This is a genomic window from Vibrio jasicida 090810c (assembly GCF_002887615.1).
Lineage (GTDB): Bacteria > Pseudomonadota > Gammaproteobacteria > Enterobacterales > Vibrionaceae > Vibrio > Vibrio jasicida.
Map to the genome: position 1 here is coordinate 1,022,718 of NZ_CP025793.1, position 18,906 is coordinate 1,041,623.

At 47.7% G+C, this 18,906-nt stretch carries 1 protein-coding gene; it reads left to right on the plus strand.

The features are described from left to right. Positions 1–211 precede the first annotated feature (211 nt). Positions 212–18,841 carry a retention module-containing protein gene (locus C1S73_RS22270; RefSeq protein ID WP_038867960.1) on the plus strand — a complete coding sequence of 6,210 codons (18,630 nt, stop codon included), beginning with the start codon at positions 212–214 and terminating at the stop codon, positions 18,839–18,841. Positions 18,842–18,906: the final 65 nt, after the last annotated feature.

The following is an 18,906-nucleotide window of genomic DNA, read 5'->3' on the forward strand; positions in this document are numbered from 1 at the left end:
TGGTTGGGGTTTTACCTTGGTTAAGGTGTCACATAATTGTGACTATATCCTGATTTCGTTTCGACTGATTAACGAAAGTGCAAAATATGATTGTTTATTGACTCAATAGTTAGTTAAATCAGCGTATGAGAAAATGTGAATCACATTCCGATAAACTAAAATAATTTATAAAGGTCTAACGTAAAGACGTTAACCATTTAGCGGGGGTCAGATGAGTACACAAGCTGTGCCGCAAGCCGTCATTGTAGACGCTGTCGAAGGGGATGTTTACGCTTTAGACCTTGAGGGGAAGGTCAGAGCGGTTAACGTTGGAGATACACTGGTTCCGGGTGATGTCATTATCACTGAAAACGGCGCTTCAATTGAAGTGTTAGCGGAAGGTTCTCTCTATTTAGTGGACGAAAATTGTGTGGCGTGCATTCCAGCGCCGACACCTGAAGCCGTACCGACGGAAGCGGTCGTTCAAGCGTCTGTTGACGGACAAGTCAATGTTGACCCAACGGCAGCGGCAAACGCTGAGTTTGGTGCAGAAGACGTGGCTGCGATTCAACAAGCCATTTTGCAAGGTGCCGACCCTACCGCCATTTTAGAAGCAACCGCTGCAGGCCCTGGCGGAGGTGGTGGTTCCGGTTCTGCGAATGCGGGCTTTGTTACCATTGAGTACAACAATCCTGAAGTACTCGCATCAACCTTCTTCGAGACATCGGCTCCAAGCGGTGATACCGAAACCGACGATGATATTGATGGCCTCGACATCACCATTTTTGCTGACGGCGGTCAGTCTCTTTCTTCTCAAGTAACAGAAGGCTCAATTTCTCTATCAAGCTACCCGCAAACCATTTCGTCTAGTGTGCTGGTTGAAGCAGGGGATCTCGCACTTGATACTACTTCATTTGTACCCGAAACGTCTTCTTTAGAGTCTTTGTTAAGTGAGCTTAACAGTGATATTACCTCTGGTGGTCAGCCAGTGGCGTTCGTTTATGACGAAGCGCAAAATGCCATTATCGGTACTCAAGAAGGTAACGAAGTGCTTCGTATCGAGATCGAAGCGACATCTCTAGGCCGTGATTTAGAGTTAGAGGTCGTTACCACGATTAGCCAGGGTATTGACCATATTGCGTCTGTTGCTGATGGCCAAGTATCGATCGTCGGTGATCAAATCAATATTGCTTTTGATATTACTGGCGCAGATATTGGTGGGAACAGCATTCAAGCGCCTATCGATTTTACGACAACCGTTATTGATGGTGATGACCCTGCGCCGCAAAACGTTACTTTTGAAAACGTTGAATCTTCTTCTACACCAATTACTGGCACCTTTGTTGATATTGGTAGTGATCAATTGGCAACGGTCACGTTTAATCAAGAAGGACTTAGTCAGTTCGATGGCCTACTGAGTGATAATCAGGCAACAGAAGCGGTACTCTCTGAAGACGGCAGTACTATCATCTTGTCCATTGCGGGCTCGAATGAAACCGTCTTAACCATCAGTTTGAATACTGATGGTACCTACCAATTTGAGCAATTTAAGCCGTTAGAACAAACAAACGGTGAAGATACGATTGAGCTCTCTTTGCCAACCACAATCGTCGACTTTGACCAAGATACGGCAAGCAACACCTTTACGATGACCATCCTTGATGGCGATAATCCAGTGATTGAAAACGTGACGGGATTGTCTTTAGACGAGGCGGGGGGTGACCAAGGTTCACAGGAAGGCGCGGTAGTAACAAGTGGTACTGGGTCGATCACGACAGCGGTCGGAAGTGACATCATTGATCACTATGAGTTGGAACCTACAGAGTTTAATGTTGGTGGAGAACTCCAATCTCAAGGGCAGGTTGTTCAACTGGAACTTGCGTCCGAGAGTAACGGCGTGCGCACTTACGAAGGCTTCATCGAGCTGGATGGCGTGCGTATCACCGTATTTGATGTGGCGATTGATGCGCCTACATTGGGCGAATACCAATTCAACTTGTATGAACAACTCGATCATACGGGTGCTAACGATGACTCGCTTACTTTCTCACTGCCAGTTTACGCGGTAGATGCAGATGGCGACCGCTCCTCGATTACCGAAGGTTCGAACACACCAGAAGCGGCGCAAATTGTCATTCAAGTTCAAGATGACGTTCCTACGATTGATGGCGTTGATGCACTAGCCGTCGATGAAGATGATCTATCAAGCATCGGCTCCGATCAAAGCGACTCTGTGCTCGCGCAAGGCAGCTTCACGACGACTCAGGGCTCAGACCGTGTTGTAAGTTATCAATTAGAGAGCGGCACTGATCCACTCAATGGGTTGGAATCACAGGGTCGATCTATCTCTCTGACGGAAACAACCAACTCAGATGGCAGCTTTACCTATTCTGCAACGGCAGAAGGGGACGCTATCTTCACCTTACAAGTGAACCCTGACGGTTCTTATTCATTTACCCTTGAAGGTCCAATCGATCATGCTGTGGGTAGCGATAGCTTAACGCTAGACTTCACTATTGTCGCAACGGACTTTGACGGTGACACCAGTTCACTTGTTCTACCGGTAACCATTACTGATGATGTGCCAACCATTAACAACGTTGTTGCTCTTACCGTCGATGAAGATGACTTAAGTTCGGTAGGCTCTGACCAATCACAGCCAACGCTGGTTGAAGGTCAGTTCACGACGACTCAGGGCTCTGATGGCGTCGTACAGTATCAGTTGGATGTAAATGCTGATCCTTTAAATGGCCTGCAATCTCAAGGGCAAACCGTCTCCATTGCCGAAACGCAAAATGCAGACGGCAGTTACACCTACAGCGCAACGGCAAATGGCAGTGCAGTTTTCACATTAATTTTGAATACCGACGGCTCGTACAGTTTTGAGCTGCAAGGTCCAATCGACCATGCGGCAAATAGCGACAGCTTAACCCTTGATTTTAGCGTCATTGCTACCGATTTCGATGGTGACACAAGCCAAATCGTACTGCCCGTTACCATCGTGGATGATAAGCCGACCATTACCGATGTCGATGCGATTACCGTTGATGAAGATGATTTAGGTACGATTGGCTCAGATCAGACTGACCCGATTTCAATTGATGGCAACTTCACCACCACACAAGGCTCGGACCGAGTGGTGAGTTATCAGCTTGACGCTTCTGCAACACCAGTGGCTGGCCTTACATCACAAGGCGTGGCAGTCACATTGACGGAAACTGCAAATGGTGATGGCAGCTTTACCTATAAAGCAACAGCGGGTAGTGAAGCGGTCTTTACGCTGATAGTGAATACTGATGGCTCTTATAACTTCACGCTTGAAGGGCCAATCGACCACGCAGTAGATAGCGATGAGTTGACACTGAACTTCCCAATCATCGCGACCGACTTTGATGGCGACACCACAAATGCCACGATCCCTGTGACGATCGTGGACGATAAGCCAGTGATTACTGACGTCGACGCCATTACGGTTGATGAAGATGACCTAGCGTCAATCGGTTCAGACCAAAGCAATCCAATTTCTATTGATGGTAACTTCACCACCACACAAGGTTCAGACCGAGTGGTGAGCTACCAACTCGATGGCACATCAACACCAGTTGACGGTTTAACATCGCAGGGTGTAGCGGTAACGCTAACAGAAACCGCAAATGGTGATGGTAGTTTCACTTATGAAGCGACAGCGGGTGGCAACCCTGTATTGACTTTGACAGTGAATACTGATGGCTCATACAACTTCACGCTTGAAGGGCCAATTGATCACGCGGTTGATAGTGACGAGCTGACACTGAATTTCCCAATTATTGCAACCGACTTTGATGGCGACACTGTCACTGAAACTATTCCAGTCACGATTGTTGATGATGTGCCTACCATCACAGCGGTGGATGCGTTGAGTGTCGATGAAGATGACCTTAGCGGCGTGGGTTCAGACCCAGGCGGCGATCTGTTCGTTGAAGGTGCGTTTACCACTACCCAAGGCTCTGACCGAGTGGTGAGCTATCAACTGGATTCAACCGCTGATCCTGTTGCGGGGCTAACGTCTCAAGGTGAGGCGATTATCTTGGTGGAAACCGCCAATGGTGACGGCAGCTTTACCTATGTGGCGACCGCAGATGGCAATCCTGTTTTCACGTTAAACGTAGCAACAGATGGTACGTACGACTTTACGCTGCAAGGCCCGATTGACCATGCCGCCAACAGCGATAGCCTGACGATTGATTTCCCAATTATTGCCACCGATTTCGATGGTGATACGATTTCGGCAACCATTCCAGTCACCATTACGGATGATGCACCAATCATCGATAATGTTGTGCCTCTGGCTGTAGACGAAGATGATTTATCAGGTATTGGCTCAGACCAAACTGACGCTGTTTATGTTGAAGGCGCGTTCACGACCACTCAAGGTTCAGACCGTGTGGTGAGCTACCAACTTGATTCAACTTCTGATCCTGTCGCAGGTTTAACTTCTCAAGGTGAGCCTGTTACTTTGGTAGAGACTGCGAATGCCGATGGCAGCTTCACTTACGTGGCTACCGCGGATGGCAATCCTGTCTTCACCATGAATGTGAATGCTGACGGTACATACAACTTCCGTCTAGAAGGCTCAGTTGATCACGCGTTAAACAGCGATGAGCTAGTACTGAACTTCCCAATCATTGCTACAGATTTTGATGGCGATACGACAACCGCGACCATTCCAGTCACTATTACTGATGACGTTCCAACCATTGACAACGTTGTTCCACTCACGGTGGACGAAGATGATCTCGCCTCAATAGGTTCAGACCAAAACGATGATGCGTTCATGTCGGGTTCTTTCAGCACAACTGAAGGCTCGGACAGTGTTGTTAAATACCAGCTTGATGCAACTGCAGATCCAGTAGCAGGGTTGACCTCTCATGGTGAGCCTGTCGTGCTTGCTGAGACAACAAATGGTGATGGCAGCTTTACTTACACTGCCACAGCAAATGGCAATGACGTATTTGAATTGGTGGTGAAGCCAGACGGCAGCTACACCTTTACTCTGCAGGGCCCACTAGACCATGCGGTGAATAGCGACAGCCTGCAAATCGACTTCCCGATTATCGCAACAGACTTTGATGGCGACACGTCGACAGAAACACTACCTGTCACCATCGTTGATGATAAACCAACCATCACTGACGTAGACGCAATCCGTGTGGATGAAGATGACTTAGCGACGATTGGCTCTGACGGCTCAGATCCAATTTCAATCGATGGCAACTTCACTACAACGCAAGGTTCTGATGGGGTAGTAAGCTACCAATTAGATACTGCTGCAACGCCAGTTGATGGTCTAACATCACAAGGTGTGGCCGTCACGCTGGCTGAAACCGCAAACGGCGACGGTAGCTACACTTATGAAGCGACAGCAGGAACTGAAGCAGTATTTACGCTGACCGTTAATACGGATGGTTCATACAACTTCACGCTGCAAGGTCCAATCGACCATGCGACAGACAGTGATGAGCTGACACTGAACTTCCCAATCATCGCAACGGATTTTGATGGTGATACCACCACAGAAACGATCCCAGTCACCATCGTGGATGATAAACCGACCATTACCGATGTTGATGCGATTACCGTTGATGAAGATGACTTAGGTACGATTGGCTCAGATCAGACTGGCCCGATTTCAATCGATGGCAACTTCACCACCACACAAGGCTCGGACCGAGTAGTGAGCTATCAGCTCGATGCTTCTGCAACACCAGTGGCTGGACTCACATCACAAGGCGTGGCAGTCACGCTAACTGAAACCGCAAACGGCGATGGCAGCTTTACCTATCAAGCAACAGCAGGCACCGAGTCGGTCTTTACACTGACAGTGAACACTGATGGCTCTTATAACTTCACGCTTGAAGGCCCAATCGATCATGCTGTTGATAGCGACGAGTTGACGCTCAACTTCCCAATCATCGCGACCGACTTTGATGGTGACACCACAAATGCCACTATCCCGGTCACCATCGTGGACGATAAGCCAGTTATTACTGACGTAGATGCCATTACGGTTGATGAAGATGACCTAGCGTCAATCGGTTCAGACCAAAGCAATCCAATTTCTATTGATGGTAACTTCACCACTACACAAGGTTCAGACCGAGTGGTGAGCTACCAGTTAGATGGTTCATCAACACCAGTTGACGGTTTAACATCGCAAGGTGTGGCGGTCACACTGACAGAAACCGCAAATGGTGATGGTAGCTTCACTTATGAAGCGACTGCGGGTGGCAACTCAGTATTTACTCTGACAGTAGATACTGATGGCTCTTATAACTTCACGCTAGAAGGGCCAATTGATCACGCTGTTGATAGTGACGAGTTGACACTGAATTTCCCAATTATCGCAACCGACTTTGATGGCGACACCGTTACTGAAACCATTCCAGTCACGATTGTTGATGATGTACCGACCATTACAGCGGTGGATGCGTTGAGTGTCGATGAAGACGACCTTAGCGGTGTGGGCTCAGACCCAGGCGGCGATCTGTTCGTTGAAGGCGCGTTTACGACCACACAAGGCTCTGACCGAGTGGTGAGCTACCAACTGGATTCAACAGCAGATCCTGTTGCGGGGCTGACATCTCAAGGTGAGGCGATTACCTTGGTGGAAACCGCGAATGGTGACGGCAGTTTTACCTATGTGGCCACCGCTGACGGCAATCCTGTCTTCACGTTGAATGTCGCAACAGATGGTACGTACGACTTTACGCTGCAAGGCCCGATTGACCATGCCGCCAACAGCGACAGCCTGACGATTGATTTCCCAATTATTGCCACCGACTTTGATGGTGATACGACTTCGGCGACCATTCCAGTCACGATCACGGATGATGCGCCAATCATCGATAATGTTGTGCCTCTGGCTGTGGATGAAGATGATTTATCAGGCATTGGCTCAGACCAAACTGACGCTGTGTTTGTTGAAGGCGTGTTCACTACTACTCAAGGCTCAGACCGAGTGGTGAGCTACCAACTTGATTCAACTTCTGATCCTGTTTCGGGATTAACCTCCCAAGGTGAGCCTGTTACTTTGGTAGAGACTGCGAATGTCGATGGCAGCTTTACTTACGTGGCTACCGCGGATGGCAATCCTGTCTTCACCATGAACGTGAATGCTGATGGCACATACAACTTCCGTCTGGAAGGGCCGGTCGATCACGCGTTAAACAGCGATGAATTAGTTCTGAACTTCCCAATCATTGCAACAGACTTTGATGGCGATACGACGACCGCGACCATTCCAGTCACGATTACTGATGACGTTCCAACCATTGACAACGTTGTTCCACTCACGGTGGACGAAGATGATCTCGCCTCAATTGGCTCAGACCAAAACGATGATGCGTTCATGTCGGGTTCTTTCAGTACAACTGAAGGCTCGGACAGCGTTGTTAAATACCAGCTTGATGCAACGGCAGACCCAGTAGCAGGATTAACCTCTCAAGGTGAGCCTGTCGTGCTTGCTGAAGCTGCTAACGGCGATGGCAGCTTTACTTACACTGCCACAGCAGATGGCAATGCCGTGTTTGAATTGGTGGTGAAGCCAGACGGCAGCTACACCTTTACTCTGCAGGGCCCACTAGACCATGCGGTGAATAGCGACAGCCTACAAATCGACTTCCCGATTATCGCAACAGATTTTGATGGCGATACCTCAACAGAAACATTGCCTGTCACCATCGTTGACGATAAACCAACCATCACCGACGTAGACGCGATCCGTGTGGATGAAGATGACTTAGCGACGATTGGCTCTGACGGCTCAGATCCAATTTCAATCGATGGCAACTTTACTACAACGCAAGGCTCTGATGGGGTAGTAAGCTACCAATTAGATGCTGCTGCAACGCCAGTTAATGGTCTAACATCACAAGGTGTGGCTGTGACGCTGACGGAAACTGCAAACGGTGATGGTAGCTACACTTACGAAGCAACTGCGGGAACCGATGCTGTCTTCACGCTGACCGTTAATACGGATGGTTCATACAACTTCACGCTTCAGGGGCCAATTGACCATGCGACAGACAGTGATGGGCTGACGCTGAACTTCCCAATCATCGCGACGGATTTTGATGGTGATACAACCACAGAAACGATCCCAGTCACCATCGTGGATGATAAGCCGACTATTACCGATGTCGATGCGATTACCGTTGATGAAGATGACTTAGGCACGATTGGTTCAGATCAAACTGGCCCGATTTCAATCGATGGCAACTTCACCACCACACAAGGCTCTGACCGAGTAGTGAGCTATCAGCTTGATGCTTCTGCAACACCAGTTGCAGGACTCACATCACAAGGCGTGGCCGTTACATTGACTGAAACCGCAAATGGTGATGGCAGCTTTACTTACGAGGCGACAGCGGGTACTGAAGCAGTCTTTACGCTGACAGTGAACACTGATGGCTCTTATAACTTCACGCTTGAAGGCCCAATCGATCATGCTGTTGATAGTGATGAGTTAACGCTCAACTTCCCAATCATCGCGACAGACTTTGATGGCGACACGTCTGCTGAGACAATTCCTGTCAAGATCATTGATGACAAACCGACACTTGGTGGCATCGAAGCAACAAGTGTGCAAACGGTTGACGAGGACGATATCCCAACAGTCGGATCTGATGGTACGCAGTCGAACAGCATTGCAGGTAACTTCATCGCGACTGATGGCTCTGATGGCATTGTGGAGTACGGCGTTTCTGACCTAACAACGCCAGTACAAGGCCTGACCTCTGGTGGTCAATCTCTGGTTATGGTTGAAGTATCAAACGCAGGTGGCGTTTCAGTTTACGAAGCTCGTATTGATGGCACGACGACACCGGTATTCCGTGTGACCCTCGATGCCTCTGATGACAGCTACACGTTCGATTTGCTTGCTCCTCTCGATCATCCAAATGCTGATGGCCAAAATGAACTGGTCATCAATTTACCGATAAACGCGACTGACTTTGATGGAGACGTGTCGAACAACATCACCTTACCAATTACGGTTGTGGATGATGTTCCGACCATTGATGGTTTGCTAGCAGGCAGCGAACAAACCGTTGATGAAGATGACCTACCAGCAGGTACAGATGCTGCAAGTGCAGAAGATACTGTTATTTCAGGTACTTTTGATATCACCGAAGGTGCTGACCAAGTTGCTTCTATTCAGCTGAGTGACCTGACCACGCCTGTTGCGTCACTGACTTCAGATGGTGACGCTATCACCTTAGTTCTGTCTTCTAGCGCAAATGGCGTGAACGTATACCAAGGTGTCGCTGGCAATCCTGCTGAAGTGGTGTTCGAACTGACGTTGGATGCAACGAACAACACCTACGAGTTCGATTTACAGAAGCCGCTTGATCATCCAGATGGTAATCAGCAAAACGAGATTGTTATTAACCTCCCAGTGACGGCGACAGATAATGATGGTGATACTTCACCAGCCTTCACATTGCCAATTACCGTTGTGGACGATGTCCCAGTTGTTACCAATATTGAAAGTCTACGTGTCGACGAAGATGACTTACCTCTTGGTTCTGATGGAACGAAAGAGCCATTAACGGTATCAGGTGAGTTCGAAGTCACTAGCGCAGATGGTATTGATGCTTTCGAATTGGATCTAAGCTCAAATCCTATCCCGAACCTGAAATCGGGTGGAGAAGAGGTAACACTTTCTCAAGACGTTGGCGCTTCAACTGCTGACGCGCTTGTATACGTGGGACAAACTCCGGGTGGAGTGACGGTCTTCACGTTGACACTTCATCAAGATGGTAAATACGACTTTGAGTTATCTGGTCAGTTAGATCACGCGGTTAACTCTGATGAGATTTTGTTGAATCTACCTGTGAAGATTACAGATGGCGACAACGATACCATCACTGCGACCTTGCCAGTGACGATCGTAGATGACAAACCAACCATTGATGCTATTAGCTCTGGTAGTACCTTGTCTGTGGATGAGGATGATATTCCAAGCCAAGGTTCGGACGACACGCCAGAATCCAATATCATTGGTGGCAACTTTGACGTTACTGATGGTGCCGACTCTATCGTTAGCTTCCAGTTGGATAGCTTAACGTCGCCTGTTTCTGGACTTACCTCAGGTGGTCAACCGCTTGAGTTGGTTGAGTTTTCAAATTCAAATGGTGTGATTGAGTACCGAGCTTATGTACAAGGTACGACGGACACCGTCTTTAAACTGACACTAAATGGTTCAGCAGACAGTTATGAATTTGAACTGTTGGGTGCACTTGATCATCCTGCGGGTAACGATGAAAACTCGTTAGTCATCAACTTCCCTGTCAACGCGACCGATTTTGACGGCGATGTGTCCAATAACATCACCTTGCCGATCACCGTGGTGGACGATGTTCCAGCGATTGTGAAAGTGACAGACTCTAGCCAACAAACCGTTGATGAAGATGACCTTGCTGGTGGCTCAGACACGACAAGTAGCGATTCAACGGTATTGACTGGTGGATTTGAAGTCGTTGATGGTGCAGATGAGATTGTCAGCTACCAAGTTTCTGACCTCGATGCCGTTGTGTCTGGCTTAACTTCGAACGGTAGTAGTATCGAGTTGAATGTGGTGAGCTCGGTTGGTGGTGTAACCAGTTACGAAGCAGTGATTACGGGCACCTCAAACAAGATCTTCACGCTGTCTCTTGATGCGAATAATGACAGCTACCAATTTGAACTGTTGGGACCGATCGACCATGACGCTGTTCAAGGTGAAAACAACCTTGTCATTGATATTCCAATTACAGTTACAGATTTTGATGGTGACACGTCATCATCACTGAACCTTCCAATCACCATTGTTGATGATATTCCTGAAATCACATCAGCAGATGCTTTGGCTGTTGACGAGGATGACCTCGCGAATGGATCTCAGGCAACCAACAAAGACAGCCTAGAAGCAACGGGCAATTTCGATACGGTAGAAGGGGCAGATACGGTTGTCTCTTACCAGCTGGATCTTACTTCTGACCCAATCTCAGGAGTCACTTCAGGTGGCCTCGCGGTAACGTTAGTTCAAACCGCGGTAAGCAACAACAACTTTACTTATCAAGGTCAAACACCGGATGGTAACTCAGTGTTCACGCTAGTTTTGAACGCTGACGGCTCTTACAAGTTTACGCTTGAGGGTGCATTAGACCACTCAACCCAAGGCGAAGATACACTTATACTCGATCTCCCTGTCTTCGCGACTGATGTCGATGGTGATACGGCCGGTATTAACTTACCAGTGACAATTACTGATGATGTTCCAACCTTGTACGATGCGTCTATTTCACGTGTTGAGGGACAAGGAAACCGCACGGTTCGCTTATTCCGAGACCCTGTAGAGGGCGATGATGATCTTGGTGCTGACGGCGCGCAAGTGACGTCATTCTCGGCTGATGATTCAGGCATTTACTTCAAGCAAAACGGTGTTGACTCGGATTCTGTTGATTTGAACGGTAGCAACCAAGTTGTGTTCGTTCACAAAGTTCTTGACGGAGTGGATACCGAAATCGGTCGTTTGATTGTTCGAACTGACGGCCGCGTGTCTTTCCGCCCGAATGACGATCTTGACCATACAGAAACAGATTCTATTGATTTCACCATCAACGTTGTTGCAACCGATGGTGACGGTGATACTAGTGATGCAGATGTTGATATCTCAATCACCGACCGTAACGCGCAAATTGATACATCTACCGTTACAGCCTTTGAGGATCAAGGCCGTGGCGGTGTTGTTGCTGGTGTGGATTCGGCGAATACGCAAGATAACCTATCGACCTTGGATGTAACACCGGCGAAAGTCGATCTTGTCGTTAACTTGCACGATATTGACCGTACGGAAAGTTTAGGCGATATCACCATTCGTGATGCGAACACGCACAATGGTACATTCTATTATCGAGACGGTAGCGGTAACTACATTGAATTAACGCCTGTCGGTAATACGGTTGTTCTTGATGCATCAAATGTCGAGCAGTCATTCAACGGTGAGCTTGTCTCGCTAGATAACTTGTACTTTGTGCCAGATCGCCATTCATCAACCGGTGCATCTGGTATCGATCCTCGTATCCGTGTGGAAATTCTTAACAACGGTACGCCAGACCATACGATTAATGGTCGCTTGGATATTGAAGTTGATGCGGTTGCAGATATTGCAACGTGGAACGCTAGCAGCACCTTCGATTACACCGTTGATGAAGATGGCAACAATGTTGAGTTAGACATTGAGGCGAACACGCAAGATATCAGCAACCCAGAGTCCATCGTATACGAGCTCGTCTTTACCGAGGGTGGAGATAATGCGACGTTGGTTTACTCAGATGGTACACCTATTCCAGAAGCGGGTGGCAAATACCTTGTTGACGCAAGCCGTATCAATGAGGTTGAAGTCGATCCTTCGGAGCACTTCTCGGGTCAAATCAAGCTCGATGTCACTGCCATCACAACCGAAGGAACGAATCCGTTAACCGGTAAAGAAACAGCGCGTTCTGATACAGAAGAAATTGTTATAGACGTGAATCCTATTGCGGATGAAGGTAGCTTCACGGTTCACCGAATTAATATCTTCGAGGACAATGCTCGCACTCAAGACACCGTAGATCCAGTGACTGATCATGATCCACTGCAACTGAGCGAAGTGATTAAGATGACACCTTCTGCGGATATAGATGGGTCAGAAGAGCTGTTTGTACGCATAGACAATTTCTCCATTGATGGTGTGACGTTAGTTTGGCTTGATACCGCAAATCCAAGCCAAATCAATACAGTTACAGACAGTGGCGGTAATGTTCTTTACTACGAAATTCCAGAATCAAGCCTTGCTAATGTTGAAGTGCTTCCTCCGTTACACAGTAACGAAGACTTCACGTTTGACGTAGAGGGTATTGTGAAAGACAACGCCTCTCTATCAACGGGCACCGCTCAAGATATTCGTTCTTTGGGTACGCAATCGGTGATTGTCGCGGTGAAAGGTGTAGCGGATATCCCAGACATCGAGCTGAATGATAAAACCGGCATTTGGAATATTTTTGACGATGGTACCGTTCGTGGTATCGAAGCGGAAATCGACGAAAATGGAGAAGTTGGCTTGGCCTTTAGTGTGGTATCTGGAGAGCTGAAAGATAACCCTGCTGATAGTTCAGAGTCGATCACAGTGCTTCTGTCAAATATCCCTGATGGTGTAGAACTGTTTGATAACGATGGTGCCTCTATCGACTTGACGTTTGTTGGATACGATGGAGCAGGCCAACCGATTTACGAAGCAAACATTACCAATGCTAACGTCAACTCGGGCATCGTTATTCGACCTGAAGCGTCGTCGACAGAAAATATTACCATCACAGCAACCACTATCGTGACTGAGAACGATGGTCATACGCGTGAGGTAACAGGTGAAATCCGCGTTAAAGTTGCCCCTGTGATTGATGCTCAAGACAACTATGTCGTTAGCTCTGAAGGCAATGAAGACACGCGCATTAATATTGATTGGGAGCCGACAGCAACGCAAAGCCCGGATGCGGACGAATTCTTTGCTGGCCTAACAATCAGCGGCTTCCCAAATGGCAGTACTGTTTATGTTGACGGTGTCGCGCAAACCGTGACAGGTGGCAGCATCACGCTCACTCCGGGAACTAACGAGTCAGAGCAAGACTTCTCTGCCAGAATCACTCAAGATGGCTATATTCAAGTTCAGCTTGAACAGGACTCAAGTACTGACTTTAGCTTGAGTACACAGGTGACGGTGAAAGAAATTGATGCAGAGTATGTCGACTCAGGCAATCCGGGTGAGGGCATCGCATCTACCGTGATCAACGGTACAGTCAATGTTCAAGTGAATCCGGTTGTTGAACCAGAGAACTTAACAGGTGATGTTGCTGATCAAACTCGCCTTCTGGTTGAAGAGTCTGGTGGTACAACGACAGATGTGGTTCGTGCCGACGCTCAAGGCCATATCGATTTCACGATTAACACCAGTGCTGGTGGCCAAGCTGGTGCTAACATCATCAAATATCGGGAGTTTGATGATTCTTCTGATGAAGTCGTGACTCAATTGGTGGTTCAATTCAGTATTACTGACCCAGAAATCTTGAATCAGCTAGTCATTGTTGGTGCATCGAATGAAGGTGGTGGTCGCTGGACGATCACTGATGAAGATAACTTCTCGATTATTGCGCCAGCAGGTTTGGATCTTACACCTAATGATGACACCGACGACGGCGATAACAACGGTATTTCTTCAATTGGCTTAACCATCTACGCACAAGTGAACGACTTGGGTGAAGATACGGTCGAAGAGGACGCAACAGTTCAACGTCAAACTGACATCACACTTGAGTTCCCAACAGACATCACGCCTCAAACCAGCGTTGCAGCTGAAATTGACCTTGATAACACGGTTCAAATTGATGGCAGTGAAGACAATATTGTTGATTTGGGTACGCAATTGTCATCTAAAGTCACCACCATTAATGCCGATGGCGTAGAAGATGTCCTAACGCTTGTTATTGACCCTTCATCACCTGGTGTACCTCCAGGCCTAGTTATTGGTGGCACTGATGTTGACTTCGTTGACGGCAAATACGTGTTCCAAGCTTCGATTGATGCGAGTGGCAACATTACTGGCCTCGATGGTTTGACCCTACGTGTTGCCGAAGACTGGGCTGGTGATTTCACGCTGCCAGTTCTATTCGTTACCACCGATACTCAATCGGGTGATGAAAACACTACGCTAGAGTCACTACCTGTTCAGATCTTGCCAGTTGCGGATGTCCCAGGTTCTTCGGGTGATCAACCTCTTGATAGCAATGTGACACCAGATGTGACAGTCGATATTACTGGTACGTTAGGCTTAGATGCTGACAAGCAACCAGTGAACGATCTTAACAATGATGTCCCAACCAACGATGGTATTGGCTACGAAGATGGCTTGATTCAGCTCAACTTGAATGTCGACTTTGCTGATAACCGAAATAACTTGCAAGCGGGCAGAGAGACGCTCACCAACATTAAGCTCACGCTTGATGACACGACGTTAGGTGAGTTTGTTGACGCGAGTGGCAACCCATTAGGCACAAGTATCGAGTTCAGTGCTGCTGAAATTGCTGCGGGTGCATTGGATGAAGTGTTGTTCAAGCCTAAAGAGAATTACCCAGTCGGTGGCGGTCAAAATACCGTTAAAATTAATATCGAAGGGGAGATCACGGACACCGCAATCATCGATCAAACCACGCTTGCTAACCCTGGCGACGATACCGATGTTCGCACCTTCACTGATAACGTGTCGTTTGAAATCACACCAGTGGTTGATGACATTACGATAAGTGGTGCAGATCCTTCTCAACCTATCGTTGTCACAGGCGATGAAGATACTCTTATTTCATTGACGCAGTCAGGCTCCGGCGTATCGGTGAGTCTAAATGATGATGATGGTTCAGAACAGTTTGTTTCCTTGAAGCTTACTGGATTACCGACCGACTTTATTGTGACTTCTAGCTCTCCTGATTACACGGTGAAAAACAATGGTGGTGGTGAGTGGAGTATTCAACTGAATGATTTGACACAAACATCTGTTGATTTGAGCTCAATTCAAATCCAACCACCGAAAAACTTCAGTGGTGAAGTTGATATTGGCATTACTGCCTTCACACAGGAAGAGTTGCTTAAAGTACCTACGGAACACACTGGCAACTTCAAAGTGATCATTGATCCAATTGGTGATGATGTTGATGTAAACCCAGATACCTTAGTTTCAGGTAATGAGGGTGAAGACATTGAAATCAATATCAATGCTCTTGTGGTCGATAACCAAGAGTCAATTGGTGATGGTGCGAATTATGAAGAGAACGATCCAGAAACACTTCGTGTAGAGATCGCGAATGTGCCAGACGGTGCAAGCATTGAACTTACCGACGGCACTGCATTTGTCGATCAAGGTGGCGGTGTGTTCGTTCTAGAGATTGATGCTCAAGATCTGGATAAAGTGGTCTTTAACTCTGGCGATCGCAACGACAACTCTTGGAATGGCACATTAGAGTTTAAAGTGCAGGCCGTTGATACTGGCTTAGATGGAAGTCAAAGCCTAGGCACACCAAAAGAGTTCGACGTTAATGTCGAGGTAGAAGCTGTTAACGATCGCCCAGAGTTCGTGAATACAGTGGATGTTGAAACGCAAGAGGATACTCCGTTACTGCTTGATGGCTTCAGCATTACAGATGTTGATGCGGTGCTAGATGATCCGAACGCTGAGTACGTGCTCAATGTCAATGTAGACAGCGGTATCTTGGAGCTCAACCCAACGCTCATCACTACTTACAACCTAACCGTGAGCGGTGATGGTACGGACTCCGTTGAACTGAAAGGCACTGTGGCCGATCTAAACAATGCCATTGCAGACGGCCTGATTGAGTTTAATCCGGACCTGAACTTCTTTGGTGACGTTCAGGTGGACGTGACTGTCGATGACCAAGGCAATGAAGGTATCGTGATTGGTGGGGTAGATGACACCCTAAATACCAACAGCAGCAACTTCAATATTGAAGTGACGGCGGTGAACGATACCCCAGAAACTACGCCAGTGACGCTACCGGATATTGCAGAAGACAGTGGTGTGTTCTCTATCTCTGAAGCGGATCTTATCGCGAATGCGACAGACGTAGAAAACGACAACCTCACTGTTAGCAATGTTCAGTTAACCGATCCAAGTTCGGGCAGCATTACTTTCAACAGCGGTACTGGTGAGTGGGAGTTTACCCCAGCACCAGATTATAACGGTCCAGTTGAAATCACGTACACCATTACAGATGATGGCACGACAGATGGTGCATCCGATCCTAAATCGGTTAATGGCAGCGCGTCGTTCAATGTAACGGAAGTAAACGATGCACCAACCACGTCTGAAGTGACACTTTCTGATATTGCTGAAGACAGTGCGGCGGTGGAGATTACCCAAGCTGATTTGTTGGCGAATGCCTCTGATATTGAGAACGACACGTTGACAGTGAGTAGCGTTCAATTGGTCGACCCAAGTAGCGGTACATTGGATTTCGATAACGTCTCAGGTACATGGTCATTTACACCAGCCCCGGGCTACAACGGCACGGTGAACCTGACTTACACCATTACCGATGACGGTACGACGAACGGTGCTTCTGATCCTCAGACAGTGTCAGGAACAGCAACCTTTGAAGTCACCGAGGTGAACGATTCTCCGGTAACATCTGAGGTAACGCTAAGTAGTACGGAAGAAGATGGTGGCGCGGTGACGATTACTGCGACAGAACTTCTGAGTAATGCGAGTGACCCTGAATCGGACAACTTGATCATTAGTAATGTTGCTTTGGCGGATCCTTCGGCGGGTACGTTAACGCAAGTCAATGCGACAGAATGGACGTTTGAACCTGCTGCAGATTTCTTTGGTGATGTTAACTTCACTTATGAAATCACAGATGACGGAACCACTAACGGTGCGCCAGACCCAATCACAATTGCGGGCACAGCAGTGTTGAATGTTGAAGCGACCAATGACGCACCTGAAATCACAGCAACGTCGGTAACGGATACGATCAACGAAGCCGATGGCCAGAAAATTACTGGTATTAGTGTAAGCGACATCGACTTTACTGGTGCACAGGCGAATGAAATCATGACGGTAACTCTAGCGGTGACAGAAGGTGACGTTCGTGTTGAGCCACCGGCAGGTAGTGGTGTCACTGTAGGTGCGGGAATGTTTGGTGAAATTATCCTAATGGGTACACCAGATAACATTAACTCCGTTCTTGGCGCGACAGATGCTTCTGAGGGCGTTTTTGTGGATGCAGGAGACGTGGATGCTGCTTCAATCACCTTATCGGTTAAAGTCGAAGACAACGGTGTGTACTTTGAAAATGCATCGGGTACAGCATTGGAGGCGAATCAAGATTTCACTATCAATGTGACCCCAGTGGCTGATGCGCCAACGTTAGGTATCGATCCTCAGTTTAACTACGTTCGTCAAATTGCTGCTAGCCAAACCGCGAGCAGTCAAGGCCTTGCAATTGTGGGTATCATGGCGGCGTTGACTGACATTGACGAGGTACTTTCACTGGAACTAACGGGTGTACCTGCTAGTGCAGAGGTGACAAGTGGAGTTTCTCCATCAGGCATTAGCTTCGATGGTACCACTTGGACAGTGCCAAGCGATGAAATTGATACGCTAGAGATTGTGGCGACGGACACCAACAGTGGTATTGATACCGGTTCTTACGATATTTCGGTTACCGCGATATCAACAGAATCTAATGGTGATGAAGCCCAGTCTGCACCTGTCCAAATTAGCTTGGATGTGAGCGGTGATAACGACGATATTGATCAGTCAAGTGCAACAGACGACAGCTACCTAGTTGGTGGAGACACAGGCATTAACTTAATCGGTGGGGAAGGTGACGACTTTATCGTGGGTGGCGATGGTGATGATGTGCTTATCGGTGGTCTAGGCTCAGATATCCTAACTGGTGGTGACGGCAGCGATACCTTCAAGTGGACAGTGGATTCGGTTGATGAAGGGGCAGTGGATACCATCACTGACTTTACGGTGAACGAAGACATGATTGATTTACGTGAAGTGATCTCTGACCTGAACAGCCCAATGATCGATATGGATGATCTGTTAGGACATATCTCAGCGGATTATGACGCATCGACAGAAGCGGTATCGTTGAACATTACCACCGATACGAATGTGCATCAGACCATTGTAGTTGAGCACTTAGGTGACGCGATTGACTTCAATGGGCTCAGCTCGAATGAGATCGTTGAATCTCTACTCAATAATAACATTCTGTCTAACGGTTAAACGGACATAAAGCCAAAGCGCGGTAGCTCAATGAGTTATCGCGCTTTTTTGTATCTGAAAGGTGA